We start from the raw sequence: 20,198 nt of genomic DNA, 5'->3' as shown, positions 1-20,198 counted from the left end.
CCCACCGACTACACGGAACAATCAACCACCTGTCCGTGAAACCAGGGCAAGTCCATCTGGCACCAGCCGGGTGGGGCGAGGCAGCCGGGGAAGGCGCAGCCCTGGTCGCGGGCGATCAGGGCGAGTCTTTGTCCTTCGGTGAACAGCCGATGCGTCGAGCTGTAGGCGGTGACCGCCTTGAGTGAGTTCAGGGCGGTGCACATCAGCCGGTAGTCCCCACCCGCCCAGGACAGCGCTTCCCGGACCGGGACCTGGGCGCCGTGACCGGTCAGGGCGAACCCCTCACCGGTGAGGTAGGTGTCGGCGTCGATGGTGAGCACGACGGTGGCCAGCACCCCACCGGCGGTCGGGAGCTTGCCGGAGCCGACGGTGATCTTCAGGGCGTCGATGAGCGCGTCATGGCGCCGCTGTCCGGCGGTGCGGGGGTCCTTGATGCCGTTGGTCTCCGGCTCTGGTTTGGCGAGGGAGTCGAAGGTGACCTGCAGGAACTCCCCCAGCTCGGCGGTGCCTTCGCCGCGGAAGCTGCATGACCCGTCCGGGCGGTGATGCACCTGCAGGTCGCGGTCCTTGCGGCGGCGGGTGACGTCGCGGTGACCGGCGTCGGGGTCGAGCCACTCGGCCTCGCGGTTGGCGAGCTGGTGCAACGTGCTGGCCTCGAAGGTGCGCGCGAACCCGACCAGCCGCGCCTCCGCCACCGGGATGTGCTCGCACACCTCGACCGGCAGCTTGTCCAGGGTCGAGGTGATCACCCGAGCCTGCCGGGCCGCCAGCTCGCCGGCGGCCTGCGCCGCGGCGACTGTGGGGTATCGGGCCGGCATCGGCTCCCCGAGCAGCGACCGGCGTGGTCCGGCGGCGTGTGCGGCCCGCACCCGGGCGTTCGCCTCGCTGATGTCGATGGTCAACGTCTGCCGCAGCCAGTAGCCGGTGGCCCGGGCCATCGCCCGAGCCGGGACTCCTCGCGCCTCGACCTCGAGAATCAGCGCGTGGTCCACCGGCTCCAACCGCCGCCGCAACGCCTCGAACGAGCGCACCGCCGCGACCACCTCGTCATCGGTACAGACCGACAGCTTTACCGCCTGCAACGCGTCCACAACGCGGTGAGCGTCCGTGATCAACGAGGCCACATCGGCCCGCACCAGCGTATCGCTCATGCGTTCTATTCTAGCGGAACGGGATCCGCCGGACCAGCGTTTATCCCAGCAAATCCGGGTCCTGCAACAAGATCCAACAGCACGCGACGCAAGCCGACGACGCAGCGCGACCGAACGCGCAACACCCTCGTCGCTGCGCCTTTGCCGTTCCCCAGGTCGTGCCATGCACGTCTCGTGAACGCAGCGCGTGGATCCCGTGAGGAACCCCCGAAACGGTCAGGACCACCCCTGCGCAGGGCGTTTGCTCGAGTTCTCGGCACCTACGCCGAGTGGATCGAGAGCGGAGTCTCGCGTGTCTGATGTCTGGGCGGTCGTGGTCACGATCGCCGTGTTCGTCGTCCTTGCCCTGATCGCCAAGGGGGTCGAGCGACTGTGAACGCCACCAACATCGTCGGGCTGGTGCTGGCGGGTCTGCTGACCGTCTTCCTGGTCATTGCGCTGATCTTCCCGGAGCGGTTCTGATGCCCGACTGGCTGGCCGGCGCGGTCTTCATCGCGACCCTGGTCGCCGCGATCGTCATCGTGCAGCGACCCTTCGGCGACTACCTGGCGCACGTGGTCACGGGCCGCAGGCACAGCGCACCCGAGCGCGTGATCTACCGCATCGGCGGTATCGACGCCGACGCCGAGCAGTCGAGCTGGCGCTACCTGCGCGCGGTGCTGTCGTTCAGCGTCGTGTCGATCCTCGTCCTGTACGTCCTGCTGCGGGTGCAGCAGCACTTCTGGGCGCCGTACGCCGTGCCGAAGATGACGGCGGACCAAGCGTTCAACACCGCGGTCAGCTTCGTCACGAACACGAACTGGCAGTCCTACTCGGGCGAGAGCGCGCTCGGCTACGTGGTGCAGATGATCGGCCTGACGGTGCAGAACTTCCTGTCCGCCGCGGTGGGCATCGCGGTGGCCGTGGCGCTCGTGCGAGCGTTCACCCGCAACCGCTCGAACCTCCTCGGCAACTTCTGGGTCGACCTGACCCGGCTCTCGATCCGGGTGCTGCTGCCCATCTCGCTGGTGTTCGCGGTGGTGTTCGTCGGGGCCGGGATGATCCAGAACCTGCACCACTACTCGACGGTGCACACCGTGGCCGGCGGCACGCAGACCGTCACAGGGGGCCCGGTCGCCAGCCAGGAGGCCATCAAGGAGCTCGGCACGAACGGTGGCGGCTTCTACAACGCCAACTCCGCGCACCCGTTCGAGAACCCGACGGCGTGGACGAACTGGCTCGAGATCTTCCTGATCCTGGTCATCGCGTTCTCGCTGCCGCGGGCGTTCGGGCGGATGATCGGCGACCTGCGCCAGGGACGCGCCATCGCCCTGGTCATGGCGTCGCTGGCCGTGCTCAGCGTGGTGCTCACCGTCGTGTTCCAGGGCATCCACCACGGCACCGTCCCCACCGCGGTGGGCGCCAGCACCGAAGGCACCGAATCACGCTTCGGCGTCCTGAACTCAGCGACGTTCGGCACGGCGACGACCCTGACGTCCACCGGTGCCGTGAACAGCTTCCACGACTCCTACACCAGCCTCGGCGGCGCGATGACGCTGCTGAACATGATGCTGGGCGAGATCGCTCCCGGCGGCACCGGCTCGGGCCTGTACGGCATGTTGGTCCTGGCCGTCATCACCGTGTTCGTCGCCGGTCTGATGGTCGGGCGTACCCCGGAGTACCTCGGCAAGAAGATCGGCAGTCGCGAGGTCAAGTTCGCCTCGCTCTACCTGCTGACGACGCCGGCGGTGGTGCTCGTCGGCACGGCCACCGCCCTGGGCCTGCCCGGTGAACGCGCGGCGATGCTCAACACCGGCCCGCACGGGCTGTCCGAGGTGCTGTACGCGTTCACCTCGGGGGGCAACAACAACGGCAGCGCCTTCGCGGGCCTGAGCGTCAACACGGTCTGGTGGAACTACGCGCTCGGCCTGGCCATGGCCCTGGGCCGGTTCCTGCCCATCATCTTCGTGCTGGGCCTGGCCGGTTCGCTCGCCCGGCAGAAGCCGGTGCCCGCCTCGGACGGCACATTGCCGACCCACAAAACCTTGTTCATCGGGATGTTGCTGGGCGTGACGGTCGTCGTCGTCGCCCTCACCTACTTCCCGGCCCTGGCCCTCGGGCCGCTCGCAGAGGGACTCCACTGATGACCGACCTTCGCTTCGCTCCGGCCGCCATAGGCCACACCGCCGCGTCATTCGTTCGCGAGGCTCACTCATGACCGAACTCCTGGACAGGCCGGTGGACCAACCGGCCGAACCGCACCGCGTCAACGGCGGCCTGCTGGACCCCGCGCAGCTGTGGCGCTCGCTGCCCGACGCGCTGGCCAAGCTCGACCCGCGCACGCTCTACAAGAACCCGGTCATGTTCATCGTCGAGATCGGCGCGGTGTTCACGACCGTCGAGGCGATCGCCAACCCGACGACGTTCGCGTGGCTGATCGTCGCGTGGCTCTGGCTGACCACCGTGTTCGCCAACCTGGCGGAGGCGGTCGCGGAGGGGCGGGGCAAGGCCCAGGCCGACGCGCTGCGCCGCGCGAAGACCGACACCGTCGCCCGCCGCCTGCGCGACGACGACACCGAGGAACCCGTCCCGGCCCCGGAACTGCAGCAGGGCGACCGGGTGGTCTGCGAGGCCGGCGACCTCGTCCCCGGCGACGGCGACGTCGTCGACGGCATCGCCAGCGTCGACGAGTCGGCGATCACCGGCGAGAGCGCGCCGGTCATCCGCGAGAGCGGCGGCGACCGCAGCTCGGTGACCGGCGGCACCAAGGTGCTCAGCGACCGCATCGTCGTGCAGATCACCCAGAAGCCGGGGGAGAGCTTCATCGATCGGATGATCGCCCTCGTCGAGGGCGCGAGTCGGCAGAAGACGCCGAACGAGATCGCGCTCAACATCCTGCTGGCCTCGTTGACGATCATCTTCCTGCTCGCCACCGTGACCCTGCAGCCGCTGGCCATCTTCGCCAAGGCCGACCAGCCCGGCATCCCGGACTCGGCCTCGCTCGACGGGCACGGCATCACCGGCATCGTGCTGGTGTCGCTGCTGGTGTGCCTCATCCCCACCACGATCGGCGCGCTGCTGTCGGCCATCGGCATCGCCGGCATGGACCGGCTCGTACAGCGCAACGTGTTGGCCATGAGCGGTCGCGCGGTCGAGGCCGCCGGCGACGTCAACACCCTGCTGCTCGACAAGACCGGCACCATCACCCTCGGCAACCGGCAGGCGTCGGAGTTCGTCACGGTCGGCGGCGTCTCCGCCGACGAGCTCGCGGCCGCCGCGCAGCTGTCCTCGCTGGCCGACGAGACGCCCGAGGGACGCTCGGTCGTGGTGCTGGCCAAGGAGAAGTACGGACTGCGCGAGCAGGAGGTGCGCGGCGCGACGTTCGTGGCGTTCACGGCGCAGACGCGGATGAGCGGCGTCGACATCGACAGCCGCGAGGTCCGCAAGGGTGCGGCCGGGTCGGTGCTGCAGTGGGTGCGCGACCACGACGGCGCGCCGCCAGCCGACGTCGGCACGATCGTCGACGGCATCTCCGCCTCGGGCGGCACGCCATTGGTGGTCGCCGATCACGAGCCGGGACGACCAGCGCGGGCGCTCGGTGTCATCCACCTGAAGGACGTCGTCAAGCAGGGCATGAGCGAACGCTTCGACGAGCTGCGGCGCATGGGCATCCGCACCGTGATGATCACGGGCGACAACCCGCTGACCGCCAAGGCCATCGCGGACGAGGCCGGGGTCGACGACTTCCTGGCCGAGGCCAAGCCCGAGGACAAGATGGCATTGATCAAGCGCGAGCAGGAGGGCGGCAAGCTCGTCGCGATGACCGGCGACGGCACCAACGACGCGCCGGCGCTCGCACAGGCCGACGTCGGCGTCGCCATGAACTCGGGCACGTCGGCGGCCAAGGAGGCCGGGAACATGGTCGACCTCGACTCCGACCCGACCAAGCTCATCGAGGTCGTCGAGATCGGCAAGCAGCTGCTCATCACCCGCGGGGCGCTGACCACGTTCTCGATCGCCAACGACGTCGCGAAGTACTTCGCGATCATCCCGGCGATGTTCGCGGCGGTCTACCCGGGCCTCGACAAGCTGAACATCATGCGGCTGCACTCACCGCAGTCGGCGATCCTGTCGGCAGTCATCTTCAACGCGCTGATCATCATCGCGCTGATCCCGCTGGCGCTGCGCGGCGTCCGCTACCGGCCGTCGTCGGCCAGCGCCATGCTGCGCCGCAACATCCTGATCTACGGCGGCGGCGGCATCGTGGCGCCGTTCGTCGGCATCAAGATCATCGACCTCATCATCCAGTTCGTTCCCGGGATCGGGTGACCAAGAATGCGCAACCTGTCCGGCCTGTTCCGCCAGCTGTCCGCCGCCGTGCGGATGCTGCTCGTCTTCACCGTGCTGCTGGGCGTCGGCTACCCGCTCGCCGTCTACGGCATCGCCCAGATCCCCGGCCTGCACAGCCGGTCTGACGGCCAGCTCGTCCACGTGCACGGCCGCACGGTGGGGTCCGCGATTCTCGGGCAGTCGTTCACCGACGCCAAAGGCGACCCGATGGCGCAGTACCTGCAGTCGAGACCGTCCGCCGACGCGTACGACCCGACGGCCAGCGGCGCGAGCAACCTCGGCCCCGAGTCGGTCGTCGACACCCTCCCGAACCCCGCCTCCAAGGGCGACACCGGCACGCCGAGCCTGTTGACCCAGGTCTGCGCCCGGAGCAAGGCGGTCGGGGCGCTGGAGCACGTCGACGGGTCGCGGCCGTTCTGCACACCGAGCGGTGTCGGCGCCGTGCTCGCCGTCTTCCACGCCGGCCCGGGCTACCACGGGGCCGTCACCCGCGTCGTCAGCCTGAACCAAGAGTGCCCGACGACGCCCTTCGTCGCGACCTACCACGACGTGCAGGTCACCTGCGCCCGCTACGGCGCCGACTACAGCCACGCGCAGGTCGTCCCGGTACGGGGGGACGCGCCGTCGCACCCCGCGGTGCCGGCCGACGCGGTCACCGCCAGCGGCTCGTCGCTCGACCCGAACATCAGCCCTCGCTACGCGGCCCTGCAGGAGGCACGGATCGCCCGCGCCCGGGGCATCTCGGTGGAGCAGGTGCGTGCCGTGGTGCACCACTACACCTCGGGTCGCGACCTGGGCTTCATGGGCGAACCCGTCGTCAACGTCCTGAAGGTCAACGTCGCCCTCGACCGGCAGTACCCATAGGTTGACGGACGTGGGAAAGGGCACGCTGCGCGTCTACCTCGGCGCCGCACCCGGCGTCGGGAAGACCGTCGCCATGCTCGACGAGGGCCGACGGAGGCTGGACCGTGGCACCGACGTCGTTGTCGCGGTCGCCGAGACCCACGGCCGCACGCACACCGCGAAGCTGCTGGCCGGCCTGCCCTGTGTCGAGCGCCGGACGGTGGTGCACCGTGGCGCCACCTTCCAGGAGATGGATCTCGAGGCGGTGCTGGCGCGGCGACCGTCCGTGGCCCTGGTCGACGAGCTGGCGCACACCAACGTGCCCGGCTCGGGGCCGAACGAGCGGCGGTGGCAGGACGTCCACGCCCTGCTCGACGCCGGCATCGACGTGGTCACCACGCTGAACGTGCAGCACCTCGAATCGCTCAACGACGTCGTCGCCGAGATCACCGGTGTGCCGCAGCGCGAGACCGTGCCCGACGCCGTCGTGCGCGCCGCCGACCAGGTCCAGCTCGTCGACATGTCGCCCGAGGCGCTGCGCCGCAGGATGGCGCACGGCAACGTGTACCCGCTCGAGCGGGTCGACGCCGCGCTCGGCAACTACTTCCGGGTGGGCAACCTGACGGCGCTGCGCGAGCTGGCGCTGCTGTGGCTGGCCGACTCCGTCGAGGAGGGGCTGCAGCGCTACCGCGAGCAGCACGGCATCACCGACACCTGGGAGACCAAGGAGCGGGTGGTCGTTGCCCTCACCGGTGGGCCAGAGGGCGACACCCTGATCCGCCGGGCGTCGCGGATCGCGTCACGGACCGCCGGCGGCGAGCTGCTCGCCGTCCACGTCGCCCGCAGCGACGGGCTGTCCGGCCCCGGGGTTGCCGCGCTGGGCGGGCAGCGCCTGCTCGTCGAGTCCCTGGGCGGCAGCTACCACTCCGTGCTCGGCGACGCGGTGGCGCCGGCCCTGCTCGACTTCGCCCGCCGCGTCGACGCGACCCAGATCGTGCTGGGCTCCTCGCGACGCAACCGGTTCCTGGCCGCCGTGGCCGGCGCGGGTACGGGGGAGCTGGTGACCCGCATGTCCGGGGCCATCGACGTGCACCTCGTCGGCCACGACTACGCCCGAGGCGCCGGGCGTCGTCTGCCACGCCTGACGCACGGCCTGACCCGGCAGCGGCGCATCGCGGGCCTGGTGCTCGCCGCGATCCTCCTGCCCGCGCTGACGATCGTCGGCACGACCCTGCGCGGCGACCTCGACTTCGCGGCCGACGTACCGCTGTACCTGCTGGTCGTCGTCGTCACCAGCCTGGTCGGCGGTTTCTACCCCGCGCTCGTCAGCGCCGTGGTCGGCAGTCTGCTGCTGAACTTCTACTTCGTCGCGCCGCGGCACACCCTCACGATCGACGAGCCGTCGAACGTCATCGCCGTGCTCATCTTCCTGCTCATCGCGCTGCTGGTCTCGCGGGTCGTCGACCTGGCCGCCCGCCGGTCGACCCTCGCGGCACGTGCAGGCGCCGAGGCCGAGACCCTCTCGACGTTCGCCGGCAGCCTGTTGCGCGGCGAGCAGGCCCTGCCGGCCCTGCTGACCCGGACGCGGGAGAGCTTCGCCGTCGAATCCGTCGCCCTGCTGCGCAAGGACCCGGTGTCGCGCGAGTGGACGGTGCAGGCCTCGACGGGCGACCAGCCGCCGACGACCCCCGAGCAGGGCGACGCCGGCGTACTGGTGGTCGACGGTCTGTACCTCGCGATGCGCGGGCACGCGTTGAGCGCCGGTGACCAGCGGGTGCTCGGCGCCTTCGCCGCCGGCGTCGCCGTCGCCTACCGCCAGCGCGAGCTGGCCGAGGCGGCACGCGCCGCCGAGCCGCTGGCCGAGTCCGACCGGCAGCGGACGGCGTTGCTCAACGCGGTCGGCCACGACCTGCGCACGCCCATCGCGGCAGCGAAGGCGGCGGTGTCCAGCCTGCGCGCCCCGGAGGTGACGTGGACCGACGGGGACCGGGACGAGCTGCTGGCCTCGGCCGAGGGCTCGCTCGACCGGCTCACCGACCTGGTAACCAACCTGCTCGACCTCTCCCGGCTCCAGGTGGGCGCCCTGCCCGTCGTGCCCGGCACGGTCGGGCTCGACGACGTGCTGGCCCGCGCCCTGGACCACGTCGCGCTGAGCGGCCCGATCGAGGTGGACGTGCCGGACGACCTGCCCGAGGTGCGGGCCGACGCCGGCCTGCTCGAACGGGTCCTGGCCAACGTCGTGCAGAACGCGCAGCGGTACGCACCCGAGGGCACCGCGGTGCGCATCGCGGGCAGCGCCCACGCCGACCGGGTCGAGCTGCGGGTGATCGACCGCGGGCCCGGGCTGCCCGACGACGAGGCGTCCTTCCGGCCCTTCCAGCGCACCGACGACGCGCCGCGCAACGGTTCGGGCGTGGGGCTGGGCCTGGCCATCGCCCGCGGGCTCACCGAGGCGATGGGTGGTTCGGTGACCGCCGAGACGACCCCGGGCGGGGGCGCCACCTTCGTCGTCGCGCTGCCGGCCGCCGGGGAGGGCGCATGACCAGGGTGCTCGTCGTCGAGGACGAGCAGGCCCTGCTGCGTGCCCTGGCCATGAACCTCGTCGCCCGCGGCTACGCAGTGACCGAGGCGGCGACCGGCACCCGTGCCCTCACGGCTCTGGCCGAGCAGAAGCACGACGTGGTCGTCCTCGACCTCGGGCTGCCCGACATCTCCGGCGTGGAGGTCATCAAGGCCGTCCGCGCCTACTCGACCACGCCGATCATCGTGCTGTCGGCGCGCAGTGACAGCTCGGACAAGGTCGAGGCGCTCGACCTGGGCGCCGACGACTACGTCACCAAACCGTTCAGTATGGAGGAGTTGCTGGCCCGCCTGCGCGCGACGGCGCGGCGGACGTCGAGCACCGACGAGGACGTCGCGGTGACGGTCGGCGACACCCGCATCGACTTGGCCCTGACCACCGCCACCGCCACCGACGGCACGGCCGTGCACCTCACGCCCACCGAGTGGAAGATCCTGGACGTCCTGCTGCGCCGCCCGGGCAAGCTGGTCAGCGGTGACACCCTGCTGATCGCGGTCCGCGGGTCGTCCGAACACACCGACCCCAGCTACCTGCGGATCTACCTGGCTCAACTGCGTCGCAAGCTCGAACCGGAACCGAGCCGCCCCCGTCATCTGATCACCGAGCCGGGCATGGGCTACCGCTACCTGCCCTGAACCGTGACACGATGGCGGCGTGCACCGCACCGGTCGAGTGGGGGAGGCGACGTGGAGCGACTGACCGTCGAGGACTACTACCGCGCCGCGTTCGACATCCTGGGCGAGAGCGGTAGCGAAGCGCTGACCATCAACGCGCTGTGCGAGCGTCTCCAGGTGACGAAGGGCTCGTTCTACCACCACTTCGGGGCGCTGCCCGGTTTCGTGGACGCCTTGCTGTTGTTCTGGGAGTCCGAGCACAGCGAGCGCCTGATCGCCATCTCCAAGGCCCAGCCCGACCCGACGCTGCGGATCACGACGCTGATCGACATGGCCCTGTCGCTGCCCCACGCGTGCGAGGCCGCGATCCGTGCGTGGGCGCGCAGCAACCCCGAGGTCAACGCCGTCACGGTGCGGGTCGACCGGCGTCGGGAGCGCCACGTCGCCGACGCGATCGTGGCGCTCGGACTCGACCGTCCCGCAGCCCGGCTGCTGGCCCGGATGACCTTGAACCTGCTCATCGGGGCACAGCAGCGGGAGCAGCCGGTCGATCCGAAGCGGTTGCGTCAGTCCTTCGAGGAGTTCCAGAAACTGATCTTCCTCGAGGCCGACCCGGATCTCGTCGCGCGCCTGGTCGGCTCGACCGCCCGCTAGACCTTCTGCGCCTTCTTGGCCTTCCGGCGGGTCTTCTCGGCCTTCGCCACCACTCGCGCCGCCCTGGCCTTCGGCAGGCGGCGCCGACGAACCCGCAGCACGACCACGAACGCGACGACGGCAGCCGCGGAGCCGGCGATGACGGCCGTCCGCTGCTTGTCCTCGGTGACCTTCGTGCCGACGTCGGACGCCGTGGTCGTCACCTTGTCGCCGACCGCGTGCACCTTCTCCTTGGCCTGGGCCTTGACGTCGAGCTTCGCGGCCAACGCATCGGCGGTCTGCGAGAGCTCGGCGCGGGTGGCCTCGATGTCGGCCCGCAGCTCCTCCGCCGTCCTCGGCGTGTCGCCGGTGCCTGCGCCCTTGTCGTTCGAGGTGTCGTCGCTCATCGCTGGACCGCCTCCCGCACGGTGGCCACGTCGGCCTTGGTGCTGGCGATGGCCTCGGACGGCACCGGGGGCGACCCCTGGGACACGTTCTTCTTGCCCAGCAGCGCCACGACCGCCGCGATCAGCACCAGCGCGGCGCCGACGATCAACGCCGCGAGCCAGCCGTCGACGGCGGTGGCCAGGCCCAGGACCGCTGCTGCGATGAAGACCCCGACGGCGTAGAAGCCGAAGATGCCGGCGCCGCCGAACATGCCGACGCCGACGCCGAGGTGCTTGGCCCGGTCGGTCGCCTCGACCTTGGCAAGGGCCAGCTCGTCCTTCACGAGGCGGGCCACCTGCTCGCTCACCTGCGAGGCGAGCTGGCCGAGGCTGGCGTCCTGGGGTCTGGCGGACGGGGATGGGCCGGACGGGCCCGTCACTGGCGTGGACACGGCATCCTCCAAGGGTCGGTTGCCTCCGAGGTACCCGAGAGCCGATACGGCTAACGCTGTACGCGGGTATGCCGACAGGCGATCCCGTCGCGGAGGAGGAGTCGTGCCCCAGGCCTGGAGCAAGAAGCGCGAGAAGCAGTACGAGCACATCAAGGAGGGGCTCGAGGAACGCGGCCGGCCGGAGAAGACCGCCGAGCAGATCGCCGCCCGCACCGTCAACAAGGAACGCGCCCGGGCGGGTGAGGCGAAGCAGGCCAGCAGAGCCTCCACCGAGGACATCTCGTCCGGTCGGCGGGGCGGTCTGCGCTCCCACAAGGGCGCGGGCGGTCGTACCAAGGCCCAGCTCTACGAGGAGGCGCGGCACCGCAACATCGCCGGCCGCTCGTCGATGAGCAAGGCCGAGCTGGAGAAGGCGGTCGGCCGCTAGCCGCACGGCCCGGCGATCGGATCAGCTGCCGATCAGCTCGCCGAGGACGTCCTGCATGGTGATGACCCCGGCCGCGCGGACCCCGTCCGTCACCTGCACCAGATGTGTACCGCGTGCCCGCATGGTCTCGAGCACGCTGCGCAACGGCGCGTCGACGACCACCGCCGGCAGGGCCCGAATGACGTCGCCGGGGACGGCCGCGGTGCGGCCCTCCAGGGTCAGCACGTCCTTCACGTGCAGGTAGCCGGTCAGATCCTGCAGCGGGAAGCGCGAGTACCCGGTCTCGGCGGCGAGCGCCTCGAGCTGGTCGGGCGTCATGTCCCGGCCGACCAGCGCGAGGTCGGCGGTCGGCAGCAGGACGTCGGCGGCCACGCGGTCGTCGAAGGCGATCGCGTCGGACAGCAGCCCGGCCTCGTCCTCGTCCAGCTGTCCCTCCCGATGCGACTCGGCGACGAGACCCGCCACCTCGTCGCGGTCGAAGACGCTGTTGACCTCGTCGCGGGGCTGGACCCGGACCATCCGCAGCATGGCGTTGGTGGCGTGGTTCAACGCCCAGATGAGCGGCTTGAACGCGTTGACGACGGAGACCATCGGCGGCGCCAGCCACCGCGCCGCGCGTTCCGGGCCGGCTAGGGCGACGTTCTTGGGGATGACCTCGCCGAACACGACGTGCAGCATCGTGACCAGCGTGAGGGCGATGACGAACGCGATCACGCCGCCCGCGCTCTTCGGCACGCCGACGGCGTGGAAGGCCGGCTCGAGCAGGTGGGCGATGGCCGGTTCCGACAGCGCGCCCAGCGCCAGCGAGCACACGGTGATGCCCAGCTGGGCACCGGCCATCATCAGCGAGATGTGCTCGATGGCGTGCAGGGCCGCGGCCGAACCCCGCACCCCACGCTCGGCCTGCGGTTCGACGACACTGCGGCGGGCCGACACCAGGGCGAACTCGGCCGCGACGAAGAACCCGTTGCCGGCGAGCAGGGCGACGGTCAGCAGCAGGCCCAGCCATTCAGGCATCGACGTCCACCGCCTCGGGGCTCGCGGTCGCACGCAGCAGGACGATGCGGCGGCCCGCCACCTCGACGACGGTCCAGCGGGTGCCCTCCACGTCGACGTGGTCGCCGGTGGCCGGCAGGTTCTGGAAGCGGTCGAGGAACAGGCCGGCGACGGTCGCCCACGACCCGCTCGGGACCGGTCGCTGCAGCGCGACCGCGACCTCCTGCGGCCCGAGCTCACCGGGCACCAGCCACGACTCGCCGTCGGCGACGACACTGCGTCCCGGCGGCTCGTCGAACTCGTCCTCGACCTCGCCGACCAGCTCCTCGACCAGGTCCTCGAGGGTGACGATGCCGTCGGTGCCGCCGTACTCGTCGATCACCACGGCCTGCGCGACCTCGTGCTCCTGCAACCGGGCGAGCAGGTCGTCGAGCGGCAGGGTCGCCGGGACGAGGGTCGGCGGGGCCATCACGTCGGCGATGTTGGTGCGTCCGCGGTCGGCGCGTAGGACGGACAGCGCGGCGTTGACCTGGACGACGCCGACGATGTCGTCGACGTCGCGGCCGGTGACCGGGAAGCGCGAGAAGCCGGTCCGTGCCGCGGCCGCGACGAGGTCGACGAGGGTGTCCGCGGCCCCGACCGTCTGCAGCCGCGTGCGCGGCGTCATCACGTCGAGCGCGCGCCCCTGCCCGAACAGCAACGAGCGCGTCAGCAGGCCGGCGGTGTCGCTCTCCAGCGCGCCCTGCTGGGCCGATCGCCGCACGACCGCCAGCAACTCCTCGGCCGAGCGGGCGGAGTTCAGCTCCTCGGTCGGCTCGATGCCGAAACGTCGCAGGATGCGGTCCGCCAGTGCGTTCAGGGCGCGGATCGGCCAGGCGATGGAGCGGGTGAACAGCCGCACCGGGGCCTGCACGACGTTGGCCACCGCGACGGGCAGGGCGATCGCCAGGTTCTTCGGCAGCAGCTCGCCGATGAGCATCGTCAGCAGCGTCGACACGACCAGACCGACGGCCACCGCGACGCCGGGCACCGCGCCGTCGGGGAGGCCCAGCCCGCGCACCGGGGGTTCGAGCAGGGTGGCGAGCGCCGGCTCGGCGAGGAGCCCGACAGCAAGGTTCGTGACGGTGATGCCGATCTGCACGCCGGACAGCTGGGTCGACAGGGAACGCAGCGCGGTCAGGGTGCCGCGCGCACCGCGGTGGCCGTCGGAGGCGAGCCGCTCGACCGTGGGGCGGTCGACGGCGAGCAGGGCGAACTCGGCCGCGACGAAGACGCCGCAGGCGACGACGAGGGCCAGGGCGGCGACGAGCAGCAGGGCCGCGATCACGGACGTCCTCGGGTCGGGGAGTGTCCACTGTGCCGGACGGATATGAGTGCTGGCCAGGGCGCCCCCGCGCTTGGCACGACCCCGGCCCGGGTAGAAGACCCGTCATGGCGAGCGCGATCGACATCCTGCGGGAGGGCTTCACCCACGTCGCCGACACGGTGCATGCGGCGGTGCAGGGTCTGGACGAGGACGCGCTGGCGACCCAGGTCGAGGAGCCGGGCACCAACAGCATCGCGTGGCTGGTCTGGCACCTGACCCGGGTCCAGGACGACCATGTCGCCGACGTCGCGGACACCGAGCAGGTCTGGACCTCCGGCGGGTGGCACGAGCGTTTCGGACTGCCGTTCGACACCGCCGCGATCGGGTACGGCTTCTCGACGTCGCAGATGGCGCAGGTGCGTGGGCTGGGTGCCGGCCTGCTCACCGGGTACTACGACGCGGTGCATGCAGCCACGCTGCGCTACCTCACGACCGTGACCGAGGACGGTCTCGACCGGGTCGTCGACGAGAACTGGGACCCGCCGGTCACCCTGGCCGTCCGCCTCGTCAGCGTGCTGAACGACGACCTGCAGCACGCGGGTCAGGCCGCGTTCGTGCGTGGTGTGCTCGACCGCCGCTGAGCCGGCCGCCGGGTGCGCCGATGGCGCCGTACCGACCTCAGGTGGTGCCGGACTCGTCGGCCTCGACGGCCCGGTTCCAGTCACGCTTCATGGCTCGCCACCGCTCGTCGTCGGCGCCGAGCCGCCAGTAGCCGGAGATCGACAGCCGGTCGAGGGGAAGGCCCCGTTCGGTGCGCAGGTGGCGCCGCAGATCGCGGACGAAACCGGCCTCGCCGTGCACGAACACGTGCCCCTCGCCGGCGGGTGCCGCCCACTCCCGTACGGCGGGCACCAGCAGGCTCCCCGGTGTCCCACCGCCGACGTGCAGCCACCGGACGGCGACGCCGTCCGGGGCTTGCAGGGCCAGCTCGTGGTTTGCGTCGGGAACCTCGACGAACGCCGCGCCGACGGCGTCGTGCGGCAGGCGCTCCAACGTGTTGGCGATGGCGGGCAGTGCGCTCTCGTCACCTGCGAGCAGGTGCCAGTCGGCCGCAGGGTCGGGGGAGTACCCGCCGCCCGGTCCGGCGACGTGCATCGGGTCGCCGGGTTGCGCCGTTGCCGCCCACGGGCCGGCCAGGCCCTCGTCGCCGTGCACGATCAGGTCCAGGGTGAGCGTCCCGGCGGCCCGGTCGAAGGCCCGCACCGTGTAGGTCCGCATGCGCGGCCAGTGCTCGTTCGGGAACTCGTCGCGGATGCGCGCCGGATCGAGGGGTAGCGGGTAGTCGACCCCGGGCGACAGGAAGACGAGCTTGACGTAGGCGTCGGCGTGCTGCGGCTCGCCGAACCCACTCCAGTCGTCGGCTCGCAGCACGACACGGACCAGGCCGGGCGTCAGCCGGGTCGCCTCGTGCACCGTGGTGGGTGTGGGCAGGGAACGGGTGGGTCGGGCGGTCGCCGACGCGGTCTGGGTCACGAAGTTAGGGTAGCCTAACCTAACCCTGTGTCGATGGTGCTAGTCGGTCGCGTCTTCCCCGTCGGCCGGTTCGGCCGGCATGTCCAGCTCGCTGCGGTGACGGTCGACGGCCGCGGCGAGATCGTCGCCGGCCGCACCGGCGCGGTCGCGGTCGGCCTCGATGCGCTCGTCCGCGGTGGAGTGGTCGCGACCCGAACCGGGATCGTCGTCGGGCGACGGGGCGTTGCGCACGGTCGGGGTGTACCCGTCCGGTGCCCTGTCCGGCAGTGGCGCACGAAATTTCGCCACCTTGTGCGTGCCGTCACACCACGGCTTGCTCGACGACTTGCCGCAGCGGCACAGGGCACGCACGGACCGCGCGTTGACGTACTCGTCGCCGTCAGGTGTCTGGATCCGGACCGGCCCACGCACGAGCAGCGGCCCGTCCGGGTACACGGTGATGCTAGTGCCGTCGCCAAAGCTGCCGGGTTCGCTCACGCCGCCCGCCGTGCCGCAGGCAGCAGCGAGCTGCGCTGCGCGGACCAGGCGTCGAGCAGGTGATCGGCGAACAGCTGCTCCAGGCGCATGCAGGCCGCCGCACCGAACACGATGTCCTCGGCGACCTCCGGCTGGTCCAGGGCCAGCGTGCCGCACAGGTCGTGCGCCGCGATCTGCTCGTGCACGGCGTCGGCCTCCACGTGCTCGTCGTAGAACGCGCACGCGAGGTCGTCGCCGCCGAGTCGGCGCAGGCCCTGGCCGTAACGCCGGTTGGGCAGCGAGGACGTCATCTCGATGGCCGCGAGGTGTCCGGCCGCGGCGCCGCGCCAGCGCCGGTGCAGGCCGAACATCGACATCAGGTTGCTGGTGGCCAGGGTGATGCCGGGCGCGCAATCCACGTATTCGCCGTAGGCCGTGGACAGGCGAAGACTGTCCATCAACCGCGCGAAGAGGGTCGAGTGCATGCGCTCCACCCGCCCGCCGCCGTACTCGTCGGCCTGGATCTCGATCATGGCGGCCTTCGCCGCCCCACGCAGCCGCGGGATGGCGAACGTGTGCGGGTCCGCCTCCTTGAGGTGGTACACCGACCGGTGCATGACGAACTCGGCGAATGCCGCACGGTCCGCACGGCGCTGCAGGTGGTTGGACAGCGAGCGCCCGGAGTCGTCACTGGTTACCTCGAACAGGCGCGTCGGGATCTCCCGGGGTCGCACGTCGATCGGGCCGACCTCGGCACGCAGCGCGTCGACGAAGACCCGTTCCAGCTCGGCGCGGAACGTCAGGACGTCGGTGACCCATTCGAGGTCGGCCGCGGCGTCGTCGAAGCCCTGGTAGTGCAGCTCATAACACATCCACAGGGCGAGCTGCAGATCGTCGCCGTGCAGTGCGTCGACGTGATGCGCCGTCACGGCGGGCGACGGGGGCGCCGTGGCGACGTCGTCGTGGACGAGCAGGCGTGCGGCGAGCCACCCGGACAGGGGGCCGCGGGGAACGGGAACGAGCATTGAGGTCACCGATGACTCTTGGCTGCTGATGTGCCAACAGCGCAGACCCCGATTCTTCGAGGCATCCGACGTGCGAACGAACGCCGTCCTGGTCTACCTCCCCGGCCGGCTTCGGGGCTAAACGGCGCCCGTTACGTCGATGATCGCGCTAGGCATACTGCGACCGACCGTGCAGCAGCGCGCGGGAGACCGATCGCGGCCGAGACGCTCGACGATCGCGACGAGCGAGGAACACATGCAGATCGGTTACTTCCTGTCCTGCGAGGAGTACGCCCCGGAGAGCCTCATCCAGCAGGCGCGCTGGGCGGAGGAGGCCGGCTTCGAGTCGTTGTGGATCTCGGACCACTTCCACCCGTGGACCGACGAGCAGGGCCAGAGCCCGTTCGTGTGGTCGATGATCGGCGCGATCTCTCAGGTGACCTCGCTGCCCGTGACCACGGCGGTCACGTGCCCGACGGTCCGCATCCATCCGGCGATCGTGGCGCAGGCCGCGGCCACCAGTGCGGTGCTGACCGAGGGCCGGTTCATCCTGGGCATCGGGTCGGGCGAGGCGTTGAACGAGCACGTCACCGGAGCGCGCTGGCCCGCGACGGGGACCAGGCTCGACATGCTGCGGGAGTCCGTCGAGGTCATGCGCGCGTTGTGGCAGGGCGACTTCGTGGACCACCACGGCGAGCACTACACGGTCGAGAACGCCCGCCTGTACACGCTGCCCGACACCCCGCCGCCGGTGTACGTCAGCGCCTTCGGCGACAAGGCCGCAACCCTCGCCGGCGAGATCGGGGACGGCCTCGTCACCATTCCTCCGGACGCTGACCTCATCCGCACGTTCCGCGACAGCGGCGGCGCGGGCAAGCCGGTGCACGCGGGCTACAAGGTGTGCTGGGGGCCGGACGCGGCGGCATGCGTCAGCACGGTGCGCTCTATGTGGCCCAACGACGCGCTGCCGGGTGAGCTCGCGCAACAGCTGTCCAGCCCGAAGCACTTCGAACAGGCCGGCCAGCTCGTGACCGAGCAGATGATCGACGAATCCGTGGCGTGCGGCGACGACGTCGACCGCCACCTCGACGCGTTCCGGCCGTACGTGGAGGCCGGTGTCGACGTCGTGCACGTCGACCAGATGGGCGGCAAGCGGCAGGGGTCGGAGCTCGAGGGCTTCTTCGCGTTCTACCGCGACGAGATGCTGCCGCGCATGCGTGAGCTGGCCGGGTGAGCACACCCCCGACGACGGTATCGTCGTCCCGCGATGCCGACGGGTACTGCGATCTCGAGGACTACGCGGCGATCGGGGACGGTCGCACGGTGGCCCTCGTCGCACGCGACGGCCGTATCGACTGGCTGCCGCTGCCCGACATGGACTCCGCGCCGGTGTTCGCCGCGATCCTCGACCACGTCAACGGCGGCTACATCGGGCTGGCGCCCGACGAGCCGTTCACGGTGCAGCGCCGCTACGTCGAGGGCACCAACGTTCTCCAGACCGACGTCATCTGCGCGTCGGGACGGGTGCGGGTGACCGACTCGATGAACACCGGGGTGGCCGGCCGGCTGCCGTGGGTCGAGGTGGGCCGCCGGATCGAGGGCCTGGAGGGCTCGGTACGGGTGCGGGCCGAGGTGCGTCCCGGCACCTGCCTGAACACCGCATCGCCCTACGTCGCCGACACCGAGCTCGGCGCGGTACTGCGTGCCGACAACGTCACCATGGCCGTGCGCGAGATCGGCGCGTCCGAGGTACGGGTGGGTGACGACCGCATCGACCTCGACTACCAGGTGGCCGAGGGCGACCGGTTCCTGCTCGCCCTGGTGGCGACGCACGGCGAGCCCCTGTTCCTGCCTCTGCCCGAGGACGTCGACACCGGCATCGACCGCACCATCGCCAACTGGCGCACGTGGTCGGACGTGTTCCAGTGGCAGGGCCGCTGGGAGGACGACGTCCGGCGCAGCGCTCTCGCGCTCAAGCTGCTGCTGCACTCGCCGTCGGGCGCGATGGTCGCCGCGGCCACCACGTCGCTGCCGGAGAACCGCACCGGCGGGCGCAACTGGGACTACCGCTACGCGTGGGTGCGCGACTCGGCCTACGCGCTCACGGCGCTGTTCCGCTTCGGCCTGCGTGAGGAGACGCACGCAGCGATCAGCTGGCTGTTGGCCACGATTCGTCAGGACGGGCCGGAGCCGCACGTGGTGTACCGCGTCGACGGCACGCCACCGCCCGATCCCGTCGAGCGCGACGTCCCGGGTTGGCGAGGTGTCTCCCCGGTCGTGGCGGGCAACCAGGCCCGTTCTCAACTGCAGCTCGGCGTCTACGGTGACCTGTTCTCCATCATCGCCCTGTACGTCGACCAGGGGAACCTGCTCGACACCGGCACGGCCCGGACTCTCGCCGCCATCGCCGATCTCGCCTGCGACCGCTGGCGGTCCCCGGACTCGGGCATGTGGGAGCTGACCGAGCTGCGTCATTACACGACATCCAAGCTCGGCTGCTGGCAGGCCTTGACGCAGGCGGTGCACCTCGCCGAGATCGGCCAGGTCCCGGGCGACCCGTCCCGGTGGCGCAGCGAGGCCCAGCACATCCGCGACTGGGTCGAGCAGAACTGCTGGTCCGAACGCAAGCAGGCCTACGTCTGGTACCCGGGCACCGAGGAGCTCGACGCCTCTATCCTGCTGCACGCCATCAGCGGGTTCGATCGCGGCGAACGCATGTCGACGACGATCGACGCGCTACGGCGTGAGCTCGGCGCGGGACCGCACCTCTACCGGTTCAGTGGCGCGCACGAGATCGAGGGCGCGTTCGTCGCCTGCGGGTTCTGGTCGGTGAGTGCTCTGGAGCTGGTCGGCCGCCATCAGGAGGCCGAGTCGCTCATGGAGCAGTTGCTGCAGACCCAGAACGACGTCGGCCTGCTCGCCGAGATCGTCGACCCCGGCGACGGCAGCTTCCTCGGCAACCTCCCGCAGGCCTTGAGTCACCTGGCGTTGATCAACGCCGCCATCACGGTGTCCGACGACGGGCACGGCGCGGCGTAGGCATCAGTCGTCCATGGCCGTTCCCGAGCTCCAGCCGTGCCAGCGTTCGATGATCAGGTGCGTGCTGACCCGAGGGCTCGTGCGGTTGCCGTACGGCTTGCCGGTGTAGTGCTGCGACAGCCGGTCGATGTCACGCAGGCCCTCGTCGTCCTCGATCGGTCCGACGCGCCCCTGGACGCTGACGTGGGTGTACCAGTTGCCCGTGGCCAGGGCGGTGAGCGAGACCCGCGGGTCCCGCTGCAGGTGCTGGAGACGTACGCGGCTCGCGTCGAGGCAGAGCAGGATCGTGCCGTCGTCCTCGAGCAGGTACCAGGTGGCCACGGTGACCGGCCGACCGTCCTTGGCGAGCGTGGCCATCACGGCGGGGTTGGGCCTGGCCAGCAGGTCGAGCACGTCCTGGGGCAGGGGGGTGTCGGGCACGAGGGCCTCCGAGGGTCGGCGGAAGGGG

Annotated in this window: 20 protein-coding genes; 11 read left to right on the top strand and 9 right to left on the bottom strand. The window is 71.0% G+C overall.

What is annotated here, in order from left to right; translation table 11 throughout:
- Positions 1–8 precede the first annotated feature (8 nt).
- Positions 9–1,151 (bottom strand): DUF222 domain-containing protein, encoded by a 1,143-nt coding sequence (locus ACFFCA_RS18045; protein WP_375487331.1) that lies wholly within the window; start codon positions 1,149–1,151, stop codon positions 9–11.
- Positions 1,152–1,523: 372 nt separating this feature from the next.
- Between ACFFCA_RS18045 and ACFFCA_RS18040 the strand changes: the two genes are divergently transcribed.
- The 7 genes from ACFFCA_RS18040 to ACFFCA_RS18010 all read left to right on the top strand — a co-directional run bounded on the left by ACFFCA_RS18040 (position 1,524) and on the right by ACFFCA_RS18010 (position 10,172).
- Positions 1,524–1,613: a potassium-transporting ATPase subunit F gene (locus ACFFCA_RS18040; protein ID WP_375487329.1), complete on the top strand. Its 90-nt coding sequence runs from the start codon at positions 1,524–1,526 to the stop codon at positions 1,611–1,613.
- Entirely contained in the window at positions 1,613–3,274 is a 1,662-nt protein-coding gene (kdpA, locus tag ACFFCA_RS18035) for a potassium-transporting ATPase subunit KdpA (RefSeq protein ID WP_375487327.1), read from the top strand. The genes ACFFCA_RS18040 and kdpA overlap by 1 nt, the downstream gene beginning before the upstream one ends.
- 70 nt (positions 3,275–3,344) lie before the next feature.
- Positions 3,345–5,459, top strand: a complete 2,115-nt coding sequence (gene kdpB, locus ACFFCA_RS18030; protein ID WP_375487325.1) for a potassium-transporting ATPase subunit KdpB — start codon at positions 3,345–3,347, stop codon at positions 5,457–5,459.
- Positions 5,460–5,465: 6 nt separating this feature from the next.
- Positions 5,466–6,344 carry a potassium-transporting ATPase subunit C gene (locus ACFFCA_RS18025; RefSeq protein WP_375487323.1) on the top strand — a complete coding sequence of 293 codons (879 nt, stop codon included), beginning with the start codon at positions 5,466–5,468 and terminating at the stop codon, positions 6,342–6,344.
- 10 nt (positions 6,345–6,354) lie between these two features.
- A complete protein-coding gene (locus tag ACFFCA_RS18020; protein WP_375487321.1) occupies positions 6,355–8,865 on the top strand; it encodes an ATP-binding protein in 2,511 nt (836 codons plus the stop codon).
- Positions 8,862–9,539, top strand: coding sequence for a response regulator (locus ACFFCA_RS18015; RefSeq protein WP_375487319.1), 678 nt, complete (start codon positions 8,862–8,864; stop codon positions 9,537–9,539). The genes ACFFCA_RS18020 and ACFFCA_RS18015 overlap by 4 nt, the downstream gene beginning before the upstream one ends.
- Before the next feature lie 51 nt (positions 9,540–9,590).
- Positions 9,591–10,172 (top strand): TetR/AcrR family transcriptional regulator, encoded by a 582-nt coding sequence (locus ACFFCA_RS18010; protein ID WP_375487317.1) that lies wholly within the window; start codon positions 9,591–9,593, stop codon positions 10,170–10,172.
- Here ACFFCA_RS18010 and ACFFCA_RS18005 read toward each other — a convergent pair.
- Positions 10,169–10,558: a DUF3618 domain-containing protein gene (locus ACFFCA_RS18005; RefSeq protein WP_375487316.1), complete on the bottom strand. Its 390-nt coding sequence runs from the start codon at positions 10,556–10,558 to the stop codon at positions 10,169–10,171. The two genes, ACFFCA_RS18010 and ACFFCA_RS18005, sit on opposite strands and share 4 nt — an antisense overlap.
- Positions 10,555–10,989, bottom strand: a complete 435-nt coding sequence (locus ACFFCA_RS18000) for a phage holin family protein (protein ID WP_375487314.1) — start codon at positions 10,987–10,989, stop codon at positions 10,555–10,557. Before ACFFCA_RS18000 ends, ACFFCA_RS18005 begins: the two co-directional genes overlap by 4 nt.
- A gap of 103 nt (positions 10,990–11,092) precedes the next feature.
- Here ACFFCA_RS18000 and ACFFCA_RS17995 point away from each other — a divergent pair, with 103 nt between their 5' ends.
- Positions 11,093–11,416 (top strand): plasmid stabilization protein, encoded by a 324-nt coding sequence (locus ACFFCA_RS17995; protein ID WP_375487312.1) that lies wholly within the window; start codon positions 11,093–11,095, stop codon positions 11,414–11,416.
- A gap of 21 nt (positions 11,417–11,437) precedes the next feature.
- Here ACFFCA_RS17995 and ACFFCA_RS17990 read toward each other — a convergent pair whose 3' ends face one another.
- Together ACFFCA_RS17990 and ACFFCA_RS17985 are read right to left on the bottom strand one after the other, a co-directional pair.
- Positions 11,438–12,433: a hemolysin family protein gene (locus ACFFCA_RS17990; protein WP_375487310.1), complete on the bottom strand. Its 996-nt coding sequence runs from the start codon at positions 12,431–12,433 to the stop codon at positions 11,438–11,440.
- Entirely contained in the window at positions 12,426–13,739 is a 1,314-nt protein-coding gene (locus tag ACFFCA_RS17985) for a hemolysin family protein (RefSeq protein WP_375487308.1), read from the bottom strand. Before ACFFCA_RS17985 ends, ACFFCA_RS17990 begins: the two co-directional genes overlap by 8 nt.
- 104 nt (positions 13,740–13,843) lie before the next feature.
- Here ACFFCA_RS17985 and ACFFCA_RS17980 point away from each other — a divergent pair, with 104 nt between their 5' ends.
- Positions 13,844–14,359: a DUF664 domain-containing protein gene (locus tag ACFFCA_RS17980; RefSeq protein WP_375487306.1), complete on the top strand. Its 516-nt coding sequence runs from the start codon at positions 13,844–13,846 to the stop codon at positions 14,357–14,359.
- A gap of 37 nt (positions 14,360–14,396) precedes the next feature.
- On the opposite strand, the gene ACFFCA_RS17975 is transcribed toward ACFFCA_RS17980, so the two are convergent.
- Genes ACFFCA_RS17975 through ACFFCA_RS17965 form a run of 3 tightly spaced genes read right to left on the bottom strand, consistent with a single transcriptional unit; the run spans position 14,397 to position 16,732 of the window.
- Positions 14,397–15,251, bottom strand: coding sequence for a siderophore-interacting protein (locus tag ACFFCA_RS17975; RefSeq protein ID WP_375487304.1), 855 nt, complete (start codon positions 15,249–15,251; stop codon positions 14,397–14,399).
- Between the two features lie 39 nt (positions 15,252–15,290).
- Positions 15,291–15,728: a CDGSH iron-sulfur domain-containing protein gene (locus ACFFCA_RS17970; RefSeq protein ID WP_375487302.1), complete on the bottom strand. Its 438-nt coding sequence runs from the start codon at positions 15,726–15,728 to the stop codon at positions 15,291–15,293.
- Positions 15,725–16,732, bottom strand: a complete 1,008-nt coding sequence (locus tag ACFFCA_RS17965) for an iron-containing redox enzyme family protein (protein WP_375487335.1) — start codon at positions 16,730–16,732, stop codon at positions 15,725–15,727. Before ACFFCA_RS17965 ends, ACFFCA_RS17970 begins: the two co-directional genes overlap by 4 nt.
- A 235-nt stretch (positions 16,733–16,967) precedes the next feature.
- On the opposite strand from ACFFCA_RS17965, the gene ACFFCA_RS17960 reads away from it, so the two are divergent.
- Both ACFFCA_RS17960 and ACFFCA_RS17955 read left to right on the top strand, forming a co-directional pair.
- Positions 16,968–17,945 carry a TIGR03557 family F420-dependent LLM class oxidoreductase gene (locus ACFFCA_RS17960; RefSeq protein ID WP_375487300.1) on the top strand — a complete coding sequence of 326 codons (978 nt, stop codon included), beginning with the start codon at positions 16,968–16,970 and terminating at the stop codon, positions 17,943–17,945.
- Entirely contained in the window at positions 17,942–19,750 is a 1,809-nt protein-coding gene (locus tag ACFFCA_RS17955) for a glycoside hydrolase family 15 protein (protein WP_375487298.1), read from the top strand. The genes ACFFCA_RS17960 and ACFFCA_RS17955 overlap by 4 nt, the downstream gene beginning before the upstream one ends.
- A 3-nt stretch (positions 19,751–19,753) precedes the next feature.
- Here the strand turns inward: ACFFCA_RS17955 and ACFFCA_RS17950 are convergent, their stop codons facing one another.
- A complete protein-coding gene (locus tag ACFFCA_RS17950) occupies positions 19,754–20,170 on the bottom strand; it encodes a PPOX class F420-dependent oxidoreductase (RefSeq protein WP_375487333.1) in 417 nt (138 codons plus the stop codon).
- Positions 20,171–20,198: the final 28 nt, after the last annotated feature.

It is taken from the genome of uncultured Jatrophihabitans sp., from assembly GCF_964252635.1.
In the GTDB taxonomy this organism is placed as follows: Bacteria; Actinomycetota; Actinomycetes; order Mycobacteriales; family Jatrophihabitantaceae; genus Jatrophihabitans.
The sequence above is the reverse complement of the archived record's forward strand: the minus strand, read 5'-3'. Positions and strand labels throughout refer to the sequence as shown.